Annotated in this window: 15 protein-coding genes; 6 read left to right on the plus strand and 9 right to left on the minus strand. The window is 63.8% G+C overall.

The genetic code is table 11. The features are described from left to right. Positions 1-74: 74 nt before the first annotated feature. The gene (locus AC1MGT_RS02750) at positions 75-1,283 is read left to right on the plus strand and encodes a sugar diacid recognition domain-containing protein (RefSeq protein ID WP_499502915.1); all 1,209 of its coding nucleotides are present in this window, start codon (positions 75-77) and stop codon (positions 1,281-1,283) included. Here the strand turns inward: AC1MGT_RS02750 and AC1MGT_RS02755 are convergent. Next, complete coding sequence (locus AC1MGT_RS02755; protein ID WP_499502916.1) at positions 1,258-2,142, minus strand: hypothetical protein; 885 nt, start codon at positions 2,140-2,142, stop codon at positions 1,258-1,260. The two genes, AC1MGT_RS02750 and AC1MGT_RS02755, sit on opposite strands and share 26 nt — an antisense overlap. A 265-nt stretch (positions 2,143-2,407) precedes the next feature. On the opposite strand from AC1MGT_RS02755, the gene AC1MGT_RS02760 reads away from it, so the two are divergent. Then, positions 2,408-2,869, plus strand: coding sequence for an RcnB family protein (locus AC1MGT_RS02760; RefSeq protein ID WP_499502917.1), 462 nt, complete (start codon positions 2,408-2,410; stop codon positions 2,867-2,869). A gap of 169 nt (positions 2,870-3,038) precedes the next feature. After that, positions 3,039-5,777 carry a TonB-dependent receptor gene (locus tag AC1MGT_RS02765; protein WP_499502918.1) on the plus strand — a complete coding sequence of 913 codons (2,739 nt, stop codon included), beginning with the start codon at positions 3,039-3,041 and terminating at the stop codon, positions 5,775-5,777. A gap of 61 nt (positions 5,778-5,838) precedes the next feature. Here the strand turns inward: AC1MGT_RS02765 and AC1MGT_RS02770 are convergent, their stop codons facing one another. After that, entirely contained in the window at positions 5,839-6,225 is a 387-nt protein-coding gene (locus tag AC1MGT_RS02770; protein WP_499502919.1) for a hypothetical protein, read from the minus strand. Between the two features lie 397 nt (positions 6,226-6,622). Between AC1MGT_RS02770 and AC1MGT_RS02775 the strand changes: the two genes are divergently transcribed. Continuing rightward, positions 6,623-8,824, plus strand: a complete 2,202-nt coding sequence (locus AC1MGT_RS02775; RefSeq protein ID WP_499502920.1) for an EAL domain-containing response regulator — start codon at positions 6,623-6,625, stop codon at positions 8,822-8,824. A gap of 205 nt (positions 8,825-9,029) precedes the next feature. Here the strand turns inward: AC1MGT_RS02775 and AC1MGT_RS02780 are convergent, their stop codons facing one another. From AC1MGT_RS02780 to AC1MGT_RS02805, 6 genes are all read right to left on the minus strand, one after another. Next, on the minus strand, positions 9,030-9,818 hold the full coding sequence (locus tag AC1MGT_RS02780; protein ID WP_499502921.1) for a hypothetical protein: 789 nt from the start codon (positions 9,816-9,818) through the stop codon (positions 9,030-9,032). Between the two features lie 442 nt (positions 9,819-10,260). Next, complete coding sequence (locus AC1MGT_RS02785) at positions 10,261-11,247, minus strand: Bug family tripartite tricarboxylate transporter substrate binding protein (protein ID WP_499502922.1); 987 nt, start codon at positions 11,245-11,247, stop codon at positions 10,261-10,263. Between the two features lie 53 nt (positions 11,248-11,300). Beyond that, positions 11,301-12,278, minus strand: a complete 978-nt coding sequence (locus tag AC1MGT_RS02790) for a hydroxymethylglutaryl-CoA lyase (protein WP_499502923.1) — start codon at positions 12,276-12,278, stop codon at positions 11,301-11,303. Further along, positions 12,275-13,486, minus strand: a complete 1,212-nt coding sequence (locus AC1MGT_RS02795) for a CaiB/BaiF CoA transferase family protein (protein WP_499502924.1) — start codon at positions 13,484-13,486, stop codon at positions 12,275-12,277. The genes AC1MGT_RS02790 and AC1MGT_RS02795 overlap by 4 nt, the downstream gene beginning before the upstream one ends. A gap of 75 nt (positions 13,487-13,561) precedes the next feature. Then, positions 13,562-14,497 (minus strand): LysR family transcriptional regulator, encoded by a 936-nt coding sequence (locus AC1MGT_RS02800; RefSeq protein WP_499502925.1) that lies wholly within the window; start codon positions 14,495-14,497, stop codon positions 13,562-13,564. A 52-nt stretch (positions 14,498-14,549) separates the two neighbouring features. Beyond that, on the minus strand, positions 14,550-15,911 hold the full coding sequence (locus AC1MGT_RS02805) for an MmgE/PrpD family protein (protein ID WP_499502926.1): 1,362 nt from the start codon (positions 15,909-15,911) through the stop codon (positions 14,550-14,552). A 307-nt stretch (positions 15,912-16,218) separates the two neighbouring features. Here AC1MGT_RS02805 and AC1MGT_RS02810 point away from each other — a divergent pair, with 307 nt between their 5' ends. After that, positions 16,219-18,327 carry a TonB-dependent receptor gene (locus tag AC1MGT_RS02810; protein WP_499502927.1) on the plus strand — a complete coding sequence of 703 codons (2,109 nt, stop codon included), beginning with the start codon at positions 16,219-16,221 and terminating at the stop codon, positions 18,325-18,327. 160 nt (positions 18,328-18,487) lie between these two features. Beyond that, positions 18,488-20,086, plus strand: a complete 1,599-nt coding sequence (locus tag AC1MGT_RS02815) for a L,D-transpeptidase family protein (protein ID WP_499502928.1) — start codon at positions 18,488-18,490, stop codon at positions 20,084-20,086. A gap of 22 nt (positions 20,087-20,108) precedes the next feature. Here AC1MGT_RS02815 and AC1MGT_RS02820 read toward each other — a convergent pair whose 3' ends face one another. Beyond that, positions 20,109-20,834 (minus strand): lipid-binding SYLF domain-containing protein, encoded by a 726-nt coding sequence (locus tag AC1MGT_RS02820; RefSeq protein WP_499502929.1) that lies wholly within the window; start codon positions 20,832-20,834, stop codon positions 20,109-20,111. Positions 20,835-20,855: the final 21 nt, after the last annotated feature.

The raw sequence follows: 20,855 nt of genomic DNA on the forward strand, positions 1-20,855 counted from the left end.
ACTCACCCGGGCCGCCCACTGCCCCGGCATAATTGTGCATAATCACAAACGCTCCTTCCCATCCAGAGATCGCCATGCACATCCTCGACACCGGCCTCGCCCAGGAAATCGTCGCCCGCACCATGCGCATCATCCCGTTCAACGTCAACGTGATGGACGCCCACGGCGTGATCCTCGCCAGCGGCAACGCGGCGCGGGTTGGCGAGCTGCATGCCGGCGCCCTGCTGGCGCTGGCCAAGAAGCTCACCACCGAAATCGATGCGGCGGCCGCGCACAAGCTGCATGGCGCCCAGCCGGGCATCAATCTGCCGCTGTGCGTCGGCGGCGAGATCTGCGGGGCGGTCGGCTTGTCGGGTGCGCCCGACGCCGTGCGCCAGTTCGGCGAGCTGGTACGCCTCAGCGCCGAGATGATCCTCGAGCAGGCCGCCCTGACCCAGACGCTGCAAAGCCACTCACGCTACCGCGAAGCGTTTGTGCTCAACCTGATCCGCTACGAGCCGGGCGCACGGGCCGAACTCGAAGGCTGGGCGCAGCGCCTCGGGATCGACATCGAGCGCATGCAGCTCGTGTTTCTGGTCGAACTGCAGGGCGTGCCGGCGACGGTGGACCATGCCCCGAGCGCCGTGCAACTGCTGCAGATGCGGCTCCTGGCGCGCCGCGACGACGCCCTCACCGCCACCGTCGGCCCTGCCGAACTGGTGCTGCTCGAAGCCTGGGAGCCGTCCCGCAAAGGACTCGAGACACCGCCCCAGCGCCGCCTGGACGCCGTGGCCCAGCTGCTGCGCGAAGAATGCACGCTGCCGTTCACGCTGTCGATGGGTATTGCCCTGCCCGGCATCGACGGCGCCGCGATCTCGTACGGCAGCGCGCGCACGGCCAGCCGGCTCGGGCGCGCGCGCCATCCGCAGCAGCAGGTCTTCAGCTATTACGAGATGGCCTTGCCGGTACTGCTGTCGGGCCTGGACAGCGGCTGGCACGCGCACCAGCTGCGCATGCCGATCGCGCGGCTCGCACACGACAAGAGCCGCGCCATGCTGCGCGCGACACTCTCCGCATGGTTCGCGCAGAACGAAAATTCGGCCGCCACCGCGAAGGCGCTGGGCATCCACCGCAACACGCTCGACTACCGGCTGCGCCGCATCGGCGAGCTCACGGGCCTCGACCTCGGCGCGAGCGAAGACAAGCTGCTGCTGTATGTGTCGTCGTTGTTAAGCCCGACTCTGAGCCCGACACTGAGCCCGATATTGAACGCGGCGGTCAGCTCCGACGACCCGCCGGCATAGCCGACAATCCGCCGGTCGCCAACGACGCCGGCATGACGCCCGACTTGTCACTACGTTCACGCCGTGCTTTTGCAGCAGCTGCGATGCGGCGCGCCTGGGCAAGGGCAGCCGCCCGCTGCTCCTGCGTCAGTTGCCCCCCAAGCGCGGTCAGCAATCCACTGCCCTCGGCGAACATCTGCGGCGACCGGTCGCCAGGCTGCGCAATCTGCGCGTCGATCAGGCCAACCGCGAGCAGGTAGCCGTACCCCTGCACCGGATGCCTGTCTGTCAGGTCCGAGCCGCCCAGCTTCTGCATTCCCCACAACATCAGTGCGGTCGTGTCGCCCGCCTCGGCCGCCGCGTCGAGCTGGCTGGCCGCCGTCGCCTTCCATTCGCGCACCAGGGGGTCGTCGGGCCGCGTCGTCAACGCACTCGGATCGCCAAACGGGCCTTCAACAACATGCATCCACGCCGCGCCCGGCACGCCGGCCTTGACGGCCGTGGCCAGGTAATCGAGCCGCGCCAGCCGCTCGCGCTCGGTCATCGCGCCGCACATGCGCGTCATGTTCCGGCGTTCATCGGCATTCAGCGCGCGTTTCGCGCCCAGCTTGTTGTCGTGCATCTCGAGATCCTGCCGCCGGTTGAACGACGCGCAGGTGGAAACGAGCATATAGGCCGCGTAGGCATCGTACGGATCGTGCGATGCCAGCAGATCGGCCACGTGCGCGCTCAGGTTCGGGTTGACGGCAGCCGCCAGCACCGACGCCGGCACTGCTGCCGACACTGCCTGCGCCGGCACGGGCACGGCGGCACGTGGTGCATCCGGCGGCGGTGCGCCCGCCACATCGACGACCGTTTCACGTGTTGAGCTGTTCCACATGAGCCCTGCCGCGCCAATGCCGGCCACCACGAGCGCACCGACCAGCCATCGTTGCAGACGTTTTTCCATCACAGCGCCTCCCGGTTGAATACATTGATCGAACCGAGTATATCCAGCGCCGGGACGCTATTTCTCACACATTATGGCGACAGCCGGCACGGATACACTTTGTAGCATTGCTTACTGGAATTCTTAACATGTTAGGCGGTGCCCGTAGTCTAATGAATTCATCGATTCAACGGATCGGCCACCAGGAGAAACAATAATGAAAACTAAGTTCATCGCCGCACTGATTGCATTGACCTTTACCGCGAGTGGCAGCGCTTTTGCACAACGCGGCGATCACGGTAACGATCGCGATCATGACCGCAACGGCTATTCGCAACAACAGCATCATGATCGCCGTGACGATGATCGCCGCGACGACAAACGAAACGACCGCAATGACCGCCACGACGGCCCGCGCGCCAACCATGGCAAGCACCGCAACGACAGCGCCCAGTATTATCGTCGTGACGATTCGCGCGGTGGCGGTCCACGCCACGACCTGCGCCGTGGCGGCAGGCTGCACAAGGAATATCGCCACGATCGCTACGTGGTCAATAACTGGCGCGGTCGCCACCTGAGCGCGCCACCCCGTGGATATCACTGGGTCCAGACCGGGAACGATTATGTGCTGGCGGCGATCGCCACCGGTATTATTGCCCAGGTATTGTTCGCGAATTAAAAGCTGGCTGATGCCCCTATAAACTGCCCGTCGAAAGACGTGGCGGTTTTTTTACGCACGCGCGTACCATATTTACAACATCCATTCATCCCTCTCCATTCGTTGCATCCCTTCAACCCTGCGCACGTTTACTATCAATCAATGCGCTTTATGTGACAACGGAGAATTGATGAATACGAATTTGAAACCAGGCGCCCGCGCCGTGCGCGGCGTGCTCCTGGCGTGCGCTGGAACGATCGCTCTGGCCAGCCTGCCCCTGGCCGCGCAGACGTTGCCTGCGATGTCGGCAGCCGAGTTGCCGCGCGTCGAAGTCACGGGCTCGGCCATCCGCCGCGTGCAGTCTGAAACTGCGCTGCCGGTGCAAACGATTTCACGGGCCGAGATCGAGAAAACGGGCGTGACCACCGCCGCCGAACTGATGGGGCGGGTTTCGGCCAACAGCAATGGGTTGACCGACGGCGCCAGCATCAACGTCGGCGGTGACCAGCGCGGCTTCAACAGCGCCAACCTGCGCGGTATCGGCACCTCGTCGACGCTCGTGCTGCTCAATGGCCGGCGCATGGCCAACTTTGCTTCGCCCGGTGACGATAGTGGCGTTGACCTGAACAATATCCCGGCGGCCGCGCTCGAACGCGTCGAAGTGCTGCTCGACGGCGCATCGGCGCTGTATGGCACCGATGCCATCGGCGGCGTCATCAACTTCATCACCCGCAAGGACTTCCAGGGACTCGAGGCGAACGTGTACGTCGGCACGACCGACGAAGGCGGTGCCGGCAAGCGCACTGCCAGCCTCAGCGCCGGCAAGGGCGTACTCGAGCGCGATGGCTACAACGTGTTTGCCGTGGCCGACTTCCAGCGCACCAATCCCCTGAGCACATCGCAGCGCAGCTTCATCCCTGGCCTGCAGGTCGAGCAGCGCCTCGGTCACCTGCTCTCCAGCTACACGAGTCCGGCCAATATCCGCCTCACCTCGGCCCAACGCGACCACTTGCAGGAGATCGGCTTCACACTCAATGGCAAGCCGATCACGAACCGCCTGATCAACCTGTCGATCCCGGGCTGCGCGCCGCCGGCCAATGTCTATCTGCCGGATGGCACGGGCGGCGTCGACGCCTGTACCTATAACTACATGGGCGACACCGAGCTGTATCCGAAGTCCGAAAAAGCCAGTGTACTCAGCCGCGCCGTCATCAAGCTGGGTGGCTCGCATCAGGCGTATGCCGAAGTGGCGCTCAGCCGCGCCAAGACCGACTACACCGGCTCGTCGGCGCGCGTGGCCGGCTACGTCGATTATTCGCGGGTGCCGCAACTGGCCGGCACCGGCCTGGACCAATTGGACGACGACATCCCGGGCGAACTGGAATTGCGCATGCGCCTGAACGAAGCGGGCCAGCGCACCAGCACGCTCACCAGCGAAGGCGTGCGTTTCGTCGTTGGCGTGACGGGCACCGTGGGCGGCTGGGATTACGACACCGCCTACAACCACAGCGTCAACACGGTCAAGGACCGCGACACCCATGGCTACCTGCTCTACAACGAGCTGCTCGAAGGAATCGCCGACGGCCGCATCAACCCGTTCGGCCCATCGAGCCCGGAAGGCCAGGCGCTGATCGACAGCATCCAGGTCGATGATGTCGTGCGCCGCGCGCGCGGCACGCTCGACGCCGTCGACGTCAAGTTGTCGCGCGCCCTGATGCCAATGGCCGGCGGCGACCTGGCGGTGGCCATCGGTGGCGAAGCACGGCGCGAAAAAAACCAGTTCACGCCATCGGCCCTGCTCCTGAGCGACAACATCAACAATGACGCGGCGCCCGAAGGCGGCCGCGCCACCAGCGATAGCCGCGATGTGGCTGCGGTGTACGGTGAAGTCCTGGTGCCATTCGCCAAACAATGGGAAGCGCAGCTGTCGGCACGCTACGACCACTACGAAAACGTGGGCGGCGCGGCCAGCCCGAAGATCGGCCTGACCTACCGCCCAAGCGAGGCGCTGCTGCTGCGCGGTTCGGCCGGCCGGGGCTTCCGCGCGCCGTCGATGACGGAGCTCTACCGCCCGACCGTCTACAGCAGCACGGCCACCCTGCCCGATCCGGTCTACTGCGCCACGGTCGAGAACAATTATTCGGACTGCGCCGACAACTGGGACACGCGCCGCTACAGCAACGACGCGCTGAAACCCGAGCGCAGCCGCCAGTTCTCGCTGGGCGCCGTGTTCGCCGCCGGCAAGCATGTGAGCGCATCGCTCGACTACTGGAACATCAAGCGCACGAACCTCATCAGTGAAATCGGCGACGACATCATCCTCGGCAACCTGGCCAAGTATGGCGACCTGGTGTATCGCGACGAGGATGGGCTGATCGACTACATCGAACTGCGCAAGGACAACCGCGGCGCGCAACTGGCGCGTGGCCTCGACCTGGCGCTGACGGTACGCGGCGTCGATACTGCCATCGGCCGCTTTGGCGGGCGCCTGAACGGCACCTATGTGCTGACGTCGAAAATCCAGAATGCGCCCGGCGATGCGTTCGTGAGCAATCTGAACCGCTTCGTGACGAAAGGCGTGGTCCAGCGCTGGCGCCATACGGTGAGCGTCGACTGGGATCGCGGACCGCTGTCGACCAGCCTGCAAAATACGTTCTCGAGCGGCTACGAAGACCAGAATACGGCGATCAATATCGACAATGGCAGCGTGGTTGCCGCCAACCGGGTCAAGCATTACTCGTTGTGGGATTTGTCGGGCGCGTATGCGGTCAATACGAACCTGAAACTGCGGGTAGGCATCCAGAATCTGTTCGACACGAGTCCGCCTTATTCGAACCAGGCGTATTACTTTTTGTCGGGATATGATCCAAGCTATACGGATCCGCGCGGGCGCCGTTTTTATGCGAGTGCCAACTACTCGTTCAGATAAGCCCTGATCGGTTTTCCCGGGATTCCACCAACCAGTGGAATCCGGGCTTTACGAGGCGGCGTCATAGAGACTGGTTCTCGATGCGGACCAGTCTCCAGCAATCGTCCATCTTGAAATAATACGACACCAGGTAATCGGTATCGGGGTTGGCCAGCTTGACCCGCGCATTCGATGCCGTCACGTCTTCCAGTTGCATGACGAGCGCGTTGTCCTTGCGCTCCTGCACCAGAGGCATCACGGGAAATTCACCTGACTGGACCGTGGTGTAGCTGCGTTGCACCGCCTCGTCGCTGGAAAATCGCTGAATGAAAAATGAAATGTCCTGAGCCGGACAAACAGACATCGACGTGTCCGTCGGCGAATCTGACTGGGTGCTCAACTGAGCCGCCTGCCCATGGCTTGCTGACATTAGCAGCAGCGCAAAGAATAGCTTGTTCAAATCACCCACGTTGACCTCCTGGATCGACTCCTTCGGAAATGGCGCGCCGCAATCAAGCCGACAGCCGGTTGACCGATCGACCGATGAACGTGCCTTGCAGCATGTGTCCAAGTTTATCAGAAGAGCAACGCTACCCTGAACACGATCGCCTGGCTGGCAAAGACCGGACCTGAATAAAACAGCAATCTTGACAGATCACCATCAAGGAAAAGCAGCGCGTGCTGCGGCGTTTTTGTCGTCATACAGGCACGAAACCCATCTGACATGACGCATTTCTGCACACGATTGCATTGTCATGCATCAAATGCAACGAATAAGCTGGCATTATGTGGAAGATAAGACATGAACGTCTGCAGTGCTCACGGGCAGCAGGCACAGAAAATCGCACGGCTTTGACAGAATGACGATGAATCGATTTCGAACTACCGGACTCCCGGCCAGCATCCGGGGCACGCTGCCCACTCATCTTGACGTATCCACTACCCCACCTCCCCACCGTCCCCGCCTGCTGCTGGTCGATGACGAACCGCGTGTACTGGCCTCGCTGCAGGAAATGCTCAAAGGTTGTGGTTATGCTATCAGTACGGCTGCCAGCGGCAACGAAGCGCTGGCGTGCCTGGCAGAGCAGTGCTTCGACCTGGTGCTGCTCGACCTGCTCATGATGGATGTCGATGGCCATGAAGTCATGGACTTCATCAACCAGCACGACATGAAGGCCGACGTCATCGTTGTCAGCGGCACCGTCGGCATCGAATCGGCCATCGGAGCCTTGAAGCGCGGCGCCCACGATTACCTGCGCAAGCCATTCAGCCGCGAAGAATTGCTGCGCACGGTGGACAACGCGCTCAGGCAGCGCGACCTGCAGCAGATCAATCGTCGCATGGTGGCGGCGCTCGCGCTGTCCGAAAAAAAATACCGCTACCTGGTCGACGCCTCGCCCGACATGATCTACATGCTCGGTCATGAAGGCCGCTTCACCTACGTCAACGATCGGGCCTGCCAGATGCTGGGTTACGAACGGGAAGAACTGCTGGGCCAGCACTACACGGCGCTGCTGCATGCCGAAGACCACGAGCGCGCACTCTACGTGTTCAACGAGCGGCGCGTCGGCGAGCGGGCCTCGCGCGACGTCGAGTTGCGCGTGACATGCCGCGCGGGCCAGCAGCACACGCACGACGCCGTCGACACGTCCGTGATGACGATCTCGCTCAACGCGATCGGCATGCACCGTGAAAAACGCGACCCGCACACGCCGACCTATGTCGGCACCTACGGCATCGCGCGCGACGTCAGCGCGCGCAAGCGTGCCGAAGCGGTCATCCATCACCAGGCCTATCACGACATCCTGACCGACCTGCCCAACCGCGTGCTGTTCAAGGACCGGCTCGGCCTGGCGATGCTGCAGGCCCGGCGCAAGCACACCGAGCTGGCGGTGATGTTCATCGACCTGGACCGCTTCAAGCTCGTCAACGACACGCTCGGCCACGGCCACGGCGACAAGTTGCTGCAGCAGGTGGCGCTGCGCCTGAAGGAATGCCTGCGCAAGGGCGACACGCTGGCGCGCCAGGGGGGTGACGAATTCACGATCGTGCTGCCCGACCTGCGCTCGCGCGACGATGCGCGCGTGGTCGCCGACAAGTTCATCGAGCGGCTGCACCAGCCCTTCGACCTGGGCGGCACCGAGGTGCATATCTCGGCGTCGATCGGCGTGGCGATCTACCCCGAGCACGGCGAATCGATCGACGAGCTGCTGCGCAATGCCGACATTGCGATGTACCGCGTGAAGGACCTCGGCAAGAACGGTCACGCCTTCTACGATCCGTCGATGCACGACGCGCTGCACCAGAACGTCGCGCTGGAACAGCATCTGCGCCGCGCGCTCGAGCGCAACGAACTCGAGATGTACTACCAGCCGCAGATCGACGCCGCCAGTGGCCGCATCATTGGCGCCGAGGCGCTGATGCGCTGGAACCATCCGGTGCGCGGCCTGATCATGCCCGCCGAGTTCCTGCCATTCGCCGAAGAGAGCGGCCTGATCGTGCCGATCTCGGAGTGGATGATCGATACGCTGTGCCGCGACATGGCGCAGTGGGGCACGGACGGTGCGGACCAATTGACGCTGTCGCTGAATCTGTCGCCGCATTATCTCGACCACAGCAAATTCTTCGAAACGATGCGCAGTGCCTTGCAGCGCTACGATATCGGCCCCGGCCGGATTGCCGTCGAGATCACCGAAAACATCTGCATCCGCAATCCGCAATATGCGATCGAGCAGTTGAAAAAGCTCGGGCAACTGGGCGTGTCGGTGGCCATTGACGATTTCGGCACCGGGTATTCGTCGCTGGCGTATCTGCACCGGTTTCCAATCCACACCATCAAGATCGACCAGTCGTTCGTGCAGCAGATCAGCGACGAGGACGGGCATTACCCGGTCGTGCTGGCGATCATCTCGATTTCACGCGGCCTGAATCTCGATCTGGTGGCCGAAGGCGTGGAAACGGAAGTGCAGGCGCGCTACCTGCGTGCGCACGGGTGCTCGACGATGCAGGGCTTTTTGTTCCACCGGCCGATGCCCCTGGGGGGCTTCGTCAACGTGCTCAATTCGTAGCACTGTGGCGCCAGGCCATGGAAGGCCTGGCACTCTGACACCACGGCCCGCACTGTCATCATGGAGACAGTCCCTCCAGCCACATCGTGTCCTGCAGCCTTGGACCTGGGCACCGAAGCGCTGATCCGACAGCACCGTCTACGCCGATTGCATGTCGACTCCCGCCAATGTTCCATCGATGGCGTACAGCCGGCTCGCGGGCTTGTTATTGGTTTTTGGGACGTGGCCGCAATACTTTCTCAACGAAGCGGACCGTTTGACCTCTTTGAGCAGAAACGGCGCGCCGGCCCTTGAAGGCAGGGCACGCATGGGCAGCGGCCATCAGCCAGGGCGACCTGCCGCCCCCGTCGGCACCTTGGCCGGGATCCATCATGTATCCAATCCTCTCGGCAATGACTTCGTTGCGGAGCAGGTCAATAACTTTGAGCGAGCTACCCGCAATCCAGTAACGGCGATCATCGGCTATCGAAATATCCTCATAAGTAACGCCATAGCGTGGTGCTGGCTCACTGGTAGGGCTGGACACCAGTACCACTCTGAAATAACCCTTCAAATAGCGCGGGTCTTTCAAACCTGGTTGCTCGATGAAACCTGTGTAGCGATATCGTTTCCCATCCTTGGGGTCACTGGCGTCCACGTACATATATCCAACTTGCCTCTGAGGAGGAGCGATCCGCCCTTCTGCGCGCTCAATATGGCCAGGCAAGTCATGGTGCGCCCCAAGAAAACCCTCGATATAGCCATCTCCGGTAAGGTCTTTCCCATACGGATCATCAAGGACGAACTGTTGGCTGTAGTTGATGTTGCGAGAACGGATCTTCAGTAGCAGCAGACCGTCCACATCCTCGACGGTCCTTTTGATTGTCTCTCCAGCCGTATTGCAACGCTGCTGGAACAGAGTTCGCGCCACTGCAATATCTTTGGGTTCTGCATAAACATGTGACGTTATGCTCGATAGAATCAATGCAACAGCAATTCCAGTTAGCACCAACATATTTTTTTCTTGATCGTGACGAGACCTTCGGAATTCTTAATTGACACGCATAAAAAGTGCGCCAATTCCTGGTAATGAATCTTGACGCTGCAAAGACAACCCCATTTTTATGGTTTGACGACTAAGGAGAACGGCATCATCGAGAACATCAGCAACCTGGCCTGCTCATGAAAAGGTCGACGAAGCGGATAAGTAAAGACGCAGATATATCCTAACGGAAAATTTCTGGAAATTACTCACCGATTGTCGCAAGGCAAGTTGTAAATTTTCAGTTCCTGCAATCGTTTCCTCGTCGCAGTACGGCGTTGTTTCGTGCAAAACCCGTGCTCGATGAATGGACTGCCGGCTTTTCGCCGCGATCATTCCCTTGACGTTGATACACCCAGTAAGCTGATTCACGCAACAAAGCCCGTACCACGCAATCCTTGGACGACACGGGCACTCACTCCCCCGTGATCTTCGCATCCTTCACAAACTTGCCCCACGTCTGATATTCCTTGCTCGTATGCGCCGCCAGTTCCTGCGGCGTCATGTAGACCGCGTACGCACCCTGCTCCTGCGCCTTGCGTTTGAATGCATCGGTCGCCATGATTTTCTTGATTGCCCCCGTCAGCTTGTCAACGATCGGCTTGGGCGTATTGGCTGGCGCGTACACGGCGAACCACGAGCTCACGTCCAGCTTCTCGTACCCTTTGATCGTCGCGGTGGTCGGCACATTGGGCAGGCTCGGCAGTGCCACGTTGCCGGTGACGGCAATGGCGCGCAGCTTGCCGGACCGGATGTGGGCCAGCAGCGGCGGCGCCGTCGTGAAGGTCATTTCGACGTTGCCACCGAGCAGATCGGTAATCGCCGGGCCCGTGCCTTTGTAGGGCACGTGCGCGATGTTCGTGCCGCTCATCTGGTTCAGCATTTCACCCGTCACGTGCTGCAGCGAGCCATTGCCGGACGACGCGTAATTGAGTTTGCCGGGGTGTGCCTTGGCATAGCTGACCAGCTCGGGCAGCGTCTTGATCGGCAGATCGGGCCGCACGACAAACACTTGCGGCGCCACGATCAGGTTGGCAACCGGGGTAAAGTCCTTGATCGGATCGAATCCGGCCTTGACCACGTGCGGCGTGATGACGTGAAAGCCCGAGTACTGCACCAGCAAGGTATAGCCGTCCGGCCTGGCCCGCTTGACGGCCGACGCAGCGATCGCGCCCGCCCCGCCCGGCCGGTTCTCGACGACGACCGGTTTGCCCAGTGCCTTGGACAGCGGATCGGAGATCATGCGCGCGGCCAGGTCGGTCGTGCCGCCCGGCGCGGCCGAGACCATCAGCGTGATGGCGCGCGCGGGATAGTTGTCCTGCGCTTGCGCGCCGATGCTGGCAAGTGCTGCGCCGACGGCGAGCAGACCTGCGCGAATGCGCAGCGAGTGAATCGATTTCATGGTGTCTCCTGAATTATTAAAATAGTTTTGTTCGTGCGGGCGATGGCATGGGTTCAAGCCGGACGCGCTTCTGCGCGCTCCCTGATCGCTTCAAAATCCCTGGGTGGCCGGTGCAGATCGAGCCGCCGGCCTGCCTTGACGATCTGGCTCGGCGTCTCGTGCCCGATCAATGCCGGCAGCCGTGCCGATGCGTCCAGCAAGCAGCCCAGATCGACTCCCGTGTCGTAACCCATCAACTGCAGCGCGTGCACCACCTCTTCGGTGCAGACATTGCCCGAGGCGCCGGGTGCGTACGGGCAGCCGCCGATCCCGCCAAGCGACGCGTCGAAGCGGTCGGCGCCTGCATCGATCCCGGCCAGCACATTGGCCAGGCCCATGCCGCGGGTATTGTGAAAGTGCAGGCTCAGTTCGGTTTCTGGCCAGGCTGCGCGAAAACGCGCCGTGAGCGATGCCACCTGGCTCGGGTACGCCATGCCGGTCGTGTCGCACAGGGTGATGCCGCCGGCGCCGGCCTCGTCGATGAAGCGCGCGCACCAGGCCAGCACCGTGTCTTCGGGCACGTCGCCTTCCATCGGGCAGCCAAACGAACACGACAACGAAATATTGACGGCCAGCGCCGCCTGTCGCGCCAGCGCCGCCACCTCGCACAAGCCCTGGAACGATTGCGCCTGCGTCATGCGCAGATTGGCCAGGTTGTGCGTTTCGCTGGCCGACATCACCAGGTTCAGTTCGTCGGTGCGGCTCTCGATTGCGCGTTGGGCGCCGCGCACGTTCGGCACCAGCGCGCTGTAGGTCACGCCCGGCACGCGCTCGATGCCGAGCATCACTTGCTGGGCATCGGCCAGCGCCGGTATGGCCTTGGGCGAAACAAACGCGGTCACTTCGATCTTGGCCATGCCAGCCTGCGACAGGCTGTTGACCAGGGCGATCTTGTCAGCGGTCGGTACGAACACGGACTCGGCCTGCAAGCCGTCGCGCGTGCCGACTTCCTGCATGTGGATGCGGCGGCCAGTGCCGTTCCACCGGTTCATGCCACCACTCCCTTGGTGCGCAAGGCGGCGATGTCAGGTTCGCTCAATCCCAGTTCGCGCAGCACGCCATCGGTATCGTCGCCAAGACCCGGGGCGGAGGTGCGCACGCTGCCTGGCGTGCCGAGCAATTTGGGGACGATGCCAGGTACCTCGAGGTCGTAACCGTCGCGCGTGGACTGGGCCAGAATCATGTCGCGCGCCCGGTAATGGGGATCTTCCGCGATGTCTTTCGCCGTATAAACCTTGCCGGCCGGGACACGGGCGCCGCCGAGCAACTCGAGGACCTCGGTGATCGGGCGCGTTGCCGTCCAGACGCTGATGGCGGCGTCGATCTCGGCCACGCGCACGACGCGGCCGGCATTATCGGCCAGCGCCGGGTCGTGGGCCAGATCGTCGCGCCCGATCACGGCCATCAGGCGCTTGAAGATGCTGTCGCCGTTACCGGCAATGAGCACATAGCCGTCGTTGCAGCGGTACGCGTTCGACGGCGCGATGCCGGGCAGCGCGCTGCCGGCTGCCTCGCGCACGGCGCCAAAGGCGCTGTACTCAGGCAGCAGGCTTTCCATGACATTGAACACGGCCTCGTGCAGGGCAACGTCGATCACCTGACCCTTGCCGCCATTGACCTTGCGGTGGTACAGCGCCGTCAGCACGCCGATGGTGCCGTGCAGCGCGGCCAGCGTGTCGCCAATGGACACGCCACAGCGCACCGGCACGCGGTCGGGTTCGCCCGTCAGGTGGCGCAGGCCGCCCATCGCTTCGCCGATGGCGCCAAAGCCCAGCAGGTCGCGATACGGCCCGGTCTGGCCATAGCCCGAGATGCGCAGCATGACGAGGCCGGGATTGATGGCCGACAGCGCCTCCCAACCCATGCCCCAGCCTTCCAGGGTCCCGGGGCGGAAGTTCTCGATCAATACATCGGCTTCAGCGATCAGCTTGCGGGCGATGTCCTGGCCTTCGGCGCTGCGCAGGTCAAGGGCGATCGAGCGCTTGTTACGCGACTGCACCTGCCACCAGACCGATGTCCCTTCCTTGATCATGCGCCAGTTGCGCAGCGGGTCGCCGCTGCCGGGCGCCTCGATCTTGATGACGTCGGCGCCGAATTCGCCCATTGTCTTGCCGGCGAACGGGCCCGCGATCAGTTGGCCCATTTCGATCACGCGCACGCCGCGCAACGCGCCGTCGGGAATGTTGTTGTTGAGGTTCATGCTGGTCTCGTCGATGGTTGTAGCTTGTCGACCCAGCATAGAGACAACGGGCCCTGCCCGTCCAACCGTTTCTTTTCAACGAGCCTTCGTCAACCGCGAACGCTCTTCGGCAGATCCCAGATGCGCGAGCAGCGCCCGCGTCACCGGCGACAAGCCCTTTTGTTCCCGCACGACGATGCGCAGCTCGCGCTCAGCCCACGGCTCGTCGATCTCGACCGCAACCAGGCCCAGCGGCTGGCCAATGGCGGTGAAGACTTCGTGCGGAATCACACCCAGGCCCATGCCCACCTGCGCCATGCGGCACACGGCGTCAAAGCCGGGCACGTGGATACGGGTTTTCAATGGCCGGCCACAGGCGCGCGAGGCCAGGTGCGTGCGCTTGTTGATCGAGCTGTCCGCATGCAGGCCGACATGATCGAAGTCGAGCGTGTCGGCGAACGGCACGCGCCCGCGCCCGGCCAGCGCATGGTCGTGGCGCATGACGAGCACGATGCGGTCGCGTCGGTACAAGTGGCTGTGCAGGTCGCGGGTATCGGTGTCGCCCGAGCAGATGCCGATCTCGGCAAAGCCGTCTTCGACGCCCTTGACGACGTCGCCGCTGGGGCGCTCTTCGAGGTCGAGCCGGATCTGGTCGTGCAGGTTCAGGAACGCGCGCAAGTCTTCCGGCAGAAATTCCACGATGGCCGACAGGTTGGCCACCATGCGCACGTAGCCGCGCAAGCCCTGGGCATGCTCGGCCAGTTCCTGGCCGATCTTGTCGACGCTGAGCAGGATGCGGCGCGCGTGCGTCAGCAGCGATTCACCGGCCGGGGTCAGGGTCATGCCGCGCGCCGTGCGCACCATCAGCGCCACGCCCAGCGCCCCTTCCATGTCGGCCAGCCGCTTGCTGGCGGCCGAGACGGCAATGGCTTCGCGCTCGGCAGCGCGGGTGAGTGAACCTTCTTCGTGGATTGCCAGGAAAAGCTGGAGGCTGGTGAGGTCCAGCCTTCTGAGGATATTGTTCAGTGCCATCGAAAAGCTGATACAGCGGGAGACGAGAGTGCCACGACTGTATCAGGTCTTCTCAGGCAAACAGGTTTCCCACCCTGGGCGCGTCCGCCAGGCTCCAGATGCGCGCGGCCAGCGCGTGCATCTCGGCCTCGCTCGCGGCTTCGCCGAACAGCGCCAGCCGCAGTGCTTTTTGTTCGAGTTCAGCGCGCGACAAGGTGTTGCCGGGGTCGCCCTTCGGTTCGTCCACGCGGCCGGTGAGGCGCCGGCCATCGGTTGTCTCGACGGTCACCTTGCCGATCCAGCGCGCCGGATACGCGGTGTCGACTTCGTCGTCGAATTCCATGCCCACCTTGCCACGAAACGCCGTGATCGGCGCTGCATTGAAGCTGTCCTCGAACTGCGTCAAGCCGGCCACATCGTAATGCGCGATCAGCCCCAGCACCGTCCCCATCGAGAATTTGGCCTGGTGCACCGTTTGCGGATCGACGACCGCGCCCAGCACGTCAATTGCGCCCTGGTGCACGTGCGCGACGACGCGCGTGATCTGCTGGGGTTGCAGGCCATGGGTTCGCATCACCTGCTGCAAGGCGTCGGCGGCCGGATGCGTGTGCCGGCACGACGCGTGGAATTTGAAGGACGTCTCGGCCAGCGCCCAGCGCTCACCCAGGCGGTCAGTCAATTTGGCCGGATCGGCGTCGCTCGACATGCCCGCCGCCATGCCCTGCGCACCCTCGAGAATGCGGCGCGCACCGGTAAAGCCGTCCTGCGCCAGGTAGGCCGACGTCAAACCGTTAGCAGCTGCCGCTGCCGTGTGCAACTGCTTCGAGTCGGCGGCGTCGCGCAGGAATTCCCACAAGCCCGCCGCCTGCGTACCGGCCGAGCCGAAGGCATGCAGCATCTGGTCCGGCGTGAGCTTGAGCAGGTGCCCTGCTGCTGCAGCGGCCGCCAGCGTCCCGGCCGTGCCCGTCGTGTGGAAGATGCGGTAATGCGAGCGGCCGAGAAATTCGCCCACGCGAATCCCGACTTCATAGCCGGCCACGGCCGCCGTCAACAGGTCACGCCCGCTGGCGCCGATCGACTGGGCAACGGCCAGTGCGGCGGGAAACACGACCGCGCCCGGATGGAATACCGAGCCGTTGTGCACGTCATCCTGCTCGGCGACGTGCGAGGCAGCGGCATTGACCATCGCCGCGAACAGCGGCGTGGTGGTGCGGCGCGAGATCAGCACATCGCAGGAACCGCCCCCCGGCCCCATCGTCTGCGCGTAGCGGTCGATGGTTTGCACGGCGCGCGAAGTGCGGCCGGCCAGCGCAGAACCAATCCAGTCGAGAAACAGATCTTCGGTGCGCATGCGCACGGCGTCGGGAATCTGCTCGTAGCGCAGGTTGGCGGCGAAGTTGGCGAGCAGCTGGCTCGGGTGCTGGTGATCAGCCATGTGGTCTCCTGGAATATTCATATCGGTGGTCGGCACGCTGCGGCGCCGCTGGCGCAGTCTGACCATCATAGAGAGCAATAGCTGACAATTAGAAATAGAAAAAATTGATACCAGCATGACGCTGTTGGATCAGTCGCTGGCTGCGAGGTCGGGTCTTATTCTGACAAGAAACCTCATTCTCTCCCAGTAATGAGATATCATTATCAATAAGGTCGTTATCCATCCGTTAGTCCGGCAACCCGCATGCCGCTGCCATCCGACCTGACAAATTCTGTTTTCACCTGCCTTCCACTCTGGAGTATCGATCTTGCAATCCGCTACCCGTCCGACCCGCCTGCGTGCGATTTCCCACGCCGTCATGCTCACCTGCCTGTTTGGCGGCGCCGCCGTCGCGGCTGACGAGACGCCTGACCTCGCCCCAATGGCTGCACCCTCGGCGCAGGTTGTCGAAGTACGGGGCCAGCGCGGCGACGATGAACGGCTCGCGCCTGGCCTGGGCGCCACCTCGCTGCCGGGCAGCGTGACCACCGTGACGGCCGAAGACCTCGCCACGCTCGACATCGGCCGCGACATCTCGAACGTGTTTCGCCGCGTGCCGGGCGTGGTTGCCAACAATATCGACCAGGGCGACACCGGCAATGGATTCCGGATGCGCGGCTTCGCCACCCAGGGCACGCACGGCGCCGACACCGCCATCCATATCGACGGCGTGCCGCAGAACATTCCATCGAGCCAGGGCGGCGCGGGCCACGGTCCGGCCTTCCTCGAATGGATGACGGGCGACATGATCGACACGTTCGACGTCATCAAGGGCCCGGTCTCGGCCCTGTACGGCGACCAGAACCGCGCTGGCGCGGTGGCGATCCGCACCCGCGAAGGCGGCGCGGCCACACCGTCGAGCGCCACGGTGACCGTGGAAAGCTATGGCGGGCGGCGCGGCTCGCTCGTGCTGTCGAATGACTTCGGGCGCATCCGTTCACTGGTGGTGGCCGACCGCTACAGCCTCGACGGTTTCCGCCACGGCGCCAGCCTCGACCGCAACAACCTGTTCTGGAAGCTCTCGACCAATATCGGTGACGGTGTCTACAGCCTGCGCGCCACCTATTACAAGTCGGACTATGCCGGCGCCGGCTACCTGTCGCTGCCGGCCATGGAAGCCGGGCTGGTCGATCCACACGACACCATGTTCAACCTGCCGGGCTTTGGCGACGCGCACCGCAAGACGCTCGTGGCCAACCGCAGTCCGGCATCGGGCGACGCGGGCTGGTTTGCCACCGCCTATGCGGAGGACTTCGCCCGCAGCCGCGCGATCCAGACCAGCACCACGCTGCACACCTATGGCTATGACGAGCGCGACATCTTCGGCGCGCGCGGCGGCAATACCTGGGTCTTCGGCTCAGCCGGCGTGCTGACGGCCGGCTTTGAGGCGCGCCAGGACAAGGGCGATGCGTTCCGCCAGCAATACCGCAACCGGCGACCGACCGCCAGCTACGTCAACAACCAGGACCTCGACCTGCTAACCTACGGTGCGTTCATCCAGGGCCAGTACCGCATCCTGCCCACGCTCAAGCTGCACGGTGGCGCGCGCTACGACCGCTTCGACTATGACCTCGTCAACCGCAAGCTGCCCGCCGCATCGACCGGCTACGAAGCCTCGGTGGTCACGCCAAAATACGGCGCGATCTGGAACGTCCTGCCCACCGTCGAGCTGTACGCGAACATCGCCCAGGGCTTCCGCTCGCCGGCGGCCGAGCAGATCAGCACCAGCGGCAGCCTGGGCCCGCTGGGCGCGCTTGGCGGGCGCAGTAATCCCGGCATCGATCCGAGCCGCGTGCGCTCGCATGACCTCGGTTTCAAGGCAGCGCCACTGGACGGCCTGAGCGTGTCCGGCGCGTTCTACTACATCCAGAATGACGACGAGATCATCAACACGGCGCCGGACGTGTTCGTCGCGTCCGGCCAGACCACGCGCCGGGGTCTCGAACTTGATCTGCACTACCAGCTCAGCAGCGCGCTGAACACCTACCTGAGCTATGGCCGCATCCTGCGCGCGCGGCTGGACAACCCGGTGCCTGGCGCCGGCCCGCGCCTGTCGGTTCCGGAACACACGTGGAAAGCCGGCGTCCAGTACCGCACCGCGATGGGCCCGGGCCGGTTGTCGCTGAGCGGCGACGTGTACGTCACGGCCGGCAATCCTTATTACATGGGCACGCCGCTGTACGAGCGCGACATGCCGACCTATGTGCGCTATGACATGAAGGCGACCTACGATCTGGGCAAGTTCCAGGGCGCGCTGTTTGCCACGCTGCAGCCGCACGAGTTCGCCAGCGACATCGCGTATGGCACGGCCGGTGGCTTGCTGGTGACGACCGTGCCGCAGGCCACGGCGGGGGCGTCGCTGCGTTACTACTTCTGATTTACTACGTCTGATCGCCGAGGAACCGCGTCCTTCATGGCGCGGTCGTTGCACCGGGCGATCCACTGGATTGATGCAGATCAACGACTGCCATACGCTGCAGGGTGTAATTTTGACGCCTGTCACATTACCCTCCATCACAGCGCATGCACCACACCTCATGGTAGTTCCCCGTCTGACCTGGCCCGCCAAAGCACATGGCGGCGCCGCGCATCTCCTCCTGCTGTTGCTGCTTCAGGCTGCCACGGGTTCCGCCGCGTTTGCCCGCGATGCCGTCGCGGGCACCGACGTCCCGGCGCCCGTGGTCAATCCGTGTGCCCCGATCGCCGCAACCGACGCATCCTGGCTGTCGGGCGCGCAGGAACTGGCGCCGCTGGCACTGCAACTGCTGCGCGCGGCGCCCGAACACGGCCTCGACATCCGCCGCTATCAGCTGGACGAGCTGACCCGGCGGCTGGCCGGCCCGGAGGGCACATCGGCGGCATTCGTGCGCGATCTCGACCGCGCAATGATGCAGTACCTGTGCGATCTGCACGGGGGCCGCGCGGCCTGGGCCAGCCGGGTTTCCGCAGCACCCGACACCGGCTTCGACCCGCGCCAGCGCCTGGCCACCGTGCGCGACGCGCAAGGGCTGGCGCAGGCCATCGACGCCGCCGCGCCCGCCATTCCACTGTATGGCAGGGTCAAGGCGGCGCTGGCACAGTACCGCGCGCTGTCACTGGCAACACCGGCCTGGCCCGCGCTGCCGCCGGTCGCACGGTCGGCCATCCACGCTGGCGAACCCTACGCGGGCGCGGCCCTGCTGCAGGCGCGGCTGCAGTTGCTGGGTGATCTGGACGCGCAGGCGCCCGTGGGCAGCGACGGCATCTATACGCCGGCACTGGCTGGCGCCGTGCGGCGTTTCCAGGCGCGGCACGGGCTGGATGAAGACGGCGTACTGGGCGCCGCGACGGTCACGGTCCTGTCGGTGCCGCCCGCGCATCGCATCGCCCAGCTGGCGCTGACGCTCGAACGCCTGCGCTGGCTACCCCCGCCCCCGGCGCACGGGCGCGTCGTCGTCGTGAACGTGCCCACCTACCGCTTGTGGGCCTTCGATGCCAGGGACAACTTTGCGGCGCCCGCGCTGGAAATGCGCGTGATCGTCGGCGCGCGTGGCCGCACGCCCACGCCCCTGTTCATCGGAGAAATGCGCTACCTGGAATTTGCGCCTTACTGGAATGTTCCTGCCAGCATCCAGAAGAATGAAATCCTCCCGAAGCTGGCGCGCAATCCTGCCTATCTGCAGCAGAATGACATGGAACTGGTGGGGTCGGACGGGCACGTGCTGCAGGTTGGTGCCGGCGATGCGGCAAGCCGCCTGCGGGCCGGCGGTACCAGGGTCAGGCAGCGCCCCGGCTCACGCAATGTGCTGGGCGACGTCAAGTTCGCGCTGCCCAACCCGATGAATATCTACCTGCATTCGACGTCGGCCAGGGAACTGTTCCAGCGCACGCGCCGTGACCTGAGCCATGGCTGTATCCGCGTCGAACAACCGGCCGAGCTCGCGCAATTCGTGCTGGCCGATCCGCAGCAGTGGAGCGGTGCACAGGTGACGGCCGCCATGAGCGCGGGCAAGAACCGCTTCGTCAAGCTGGCCGAGCCGGTGCCCGTCGTGCTGTTCTATGCAACGGCCCTGGTCGATCGCCAGGGCCGGGCCTTGTTTGCACCCGACATCTACGGGCGCGACGCCGCGCTGATCGCGGCGCTGCAACTGGAATGAACGAGCCGCTGGGACGCAACCTTCACTTGGCGGGCTCAGCGGCCGCAACGAGGGCATCGACCAGTGGCGCGGCCTGTGGATTGTTGGTCGTTCCCTTGATGACATCCGTCGCCGACAGCGTGCGCTCGTAGTACGCGTTCGTCACGTTCTGGTTGAAGCGGATGTCATTGACTTGCACCGTCGCGACATCGCCGAACAAGCCCTGAGTATCGCTCCAGGCCACGACGTCACCAGCGCCAGCGGTGCCCTGCACCATCTTGTTCCACCTGACCACCGTGAGGCCTGCCTTCGCATTGACCGAGAAATTGTTTTTCTTGAGGAAGGCATTGACCGCCTTGTCGTTGTTCAGGACCAGCACCAGGTTACCGCCCTCGACGCCCGCCTGCAGGCCCACACTGAGCCCGCCCGTGTTGTAAAAGACGGGGTCGCTCCAGCCGCCATTGGCGCGCCGCACCAGCAGGATGCCGGTGCCGCCAGCCGCGCCCACGCCCACGGCCGCGCGCCGGTAATTTGGTACGATGAAGATGCCCTTGGCGCTTGTCAAGACACCCTGCATCCGCTCGACGGCGTCAAGCTTGCGCACCACGGCAACCGCGTCGCGCACGTGTTCGCTGGCGATCGCTTCCTGTTTCGCGGACGACGAGGTGGTGTCCACCGGCGTCTGCGCTGCGGCGCCATGGACGACGACCGCATGCGCCAGCAATGCATAGAAGATCGTGTTCATGCGGCGCTTTTGCTTGGTATTCATGGGGACTCCCTGATGGATGAA

It is taken from the genome of Telluria sp. BA11, assembly GCF_056680305.1.